Source organism: Gilliamella sp. X-23 (genome assembly GCF_057063545.1).
In genome coordinates this window covers 1-1784 of record NZ_JBXSQG010000027.1, presented here as the reverse complement: position 1 = coordinate 1784, position 1784 = coordinate 1, and the positions used below count along the sequence as shown (strand labels likewise).

Below are 1784 nucleotides of genomic sequence, written 5' to 3'. Positions count from 1 at the left end.
CTCTTCTAAACAAACAATCTGTGTGAACACTTACGAGCTCTTCGTAAGGAGGTGATCCAACCGCAGGTTCCCCTACGGTTACCTTGTTACGACTTCACCCCAGTCATGAACCACACCGTGGTAAACGCCCCCCCGAAGGTTAAGCTATCTACTTCTGGTGCAACCCACTCCCATGGTGTGACGGGCGGTGTGTACAAGGCCCGGGAACGTATTCACCGTGACATTCTGATTCACGATTACTAGCGATTCCGACTTCATGGAGTCGAGTTGCAGACTCCAATCCGGACTTAGACGTACTTTATGAGGTCCGCTTACTCTCGCGAGGTCGCCTCCCTTTGTATACGCCATTGTAGCACGTGTGTAGCCCTGGTCGTAAGGGCCATGATGACTTGACGTCGTCCCCACCTTCCTCCGCTTTATCAACGGCAGTCTCCTTTGAGTTCCCGGCCTAACCGATGGCAACAAAGGATAAGGGTTGCGCTCGTTGCGGGACTTAACCCAACATTTCACAACACGAGCTGACGACAGCCATGCAGCACCTGTCTCACAGTTCCCGAAGGCACTCTCATATCTCTACAAGATTCTGTGGATGTCAAGACCAGGTAAGGTTCTTCGCGTTGCATCGAATTAAACCACATGCTCCACCGCTTGTGCGGGCCCCCGTCAATTCATTTGAGTTTTAACCTTGCGGCCGTACTCCCCAGGCGGTCGATTTATCGCGTTAGCTTCGGAGCCCATCACTCTAGGCAACAAACTCCAAATCGACATCGTTTACAGCGTGGACTACCAGGGTATCTAATCCTGTTTGCTCCCCACGCTTTCGCATCTCAGCGTCAGTATCTGTCCAGAAGGCCGCCTTCGCCACCGGTATTCCTCCACATCTCTACGCATTTCACCGCTACACGTGGAATTCTACCTTCCTCTACAATACTCCAGATAACCAGTTTTAAGTGCAATTCCTAGGTTGAGCCCAGGGCTTTCACACCTAACTTAATTATCCGCCTACATGCCCTTTACGCCCAGTCATTCCGATTAACGCTCGCACCCTCCGTATTACCGCGGCTGCTGGCACGGAGTTAGCCGGTGCTTCTTCTGTAATTAACGTCAATTAACGCACCTATTAGATACGCTACCTTCCTCATCACCGAAAGTACTTTACAACCCGAAGGCCTTCTTCATACACGCGGCATGGCTGCATCAGGGTTCCCCCCATTGTGCAATATTCCCCACTGCTGCCTCCCGTAGGAGTCTGGACCGTGTCTCAGTTCCAGTGTGGCTGGTCATCCTCTCAGACCAGCTAGAGATCGTCGCCTAGGTGAGCCATTACCTCACCTACTAGCTAATCCCATATGGGTTCATCAAATGGCGCATGGCCCGAAAGTCCCATGCTTTGGTCTCACGACATTATACGGTATTAGCAGTCGTTTCCAACTGTTGTCCCCTTCCATTCGGCAGATCCCCATACCTTACTCACCCGTCCGCCACTCGTCATCAAGTGCAAGCACTCATGTTACCGTTCGACTTGCATGTGTTAAGCCTGCCGCCAGCGTTCAATCTGAGCCATGATCAAACTCTTCAATTTAAAGTTTGATGCTCAATAACTGTCTCTGACATATTCAAATGAATCTTCAGTGTCACTTATCAAGACTTAATTTTTAAGTCCGTAGACTTTTCATTCTTCGTCTCGCAAGTGCCCACACAGATTGTCTGTTTCTTCTTTTTAAAGAGCTGACAGCTTTTATATTAACCAAACATTTTACCGCTTTAGTTTGCTGTCTCAAGGG

1 rRNA gene is annotated in these 1784 nt (G+C 49.8%); it reads right to left on the bottom strand.

The features are described 5' to 3' along the window. Nucleotides 1–44: 44 nt before the first annotated feature. Nucleotides 45–1582: ribosomal RNA gene (locus ACYH9I_RS11205) — 16S ribosomal RNA — on the bottom strand. Nucleotides 1583–1784: the final 202 nt, after the last annotated feature.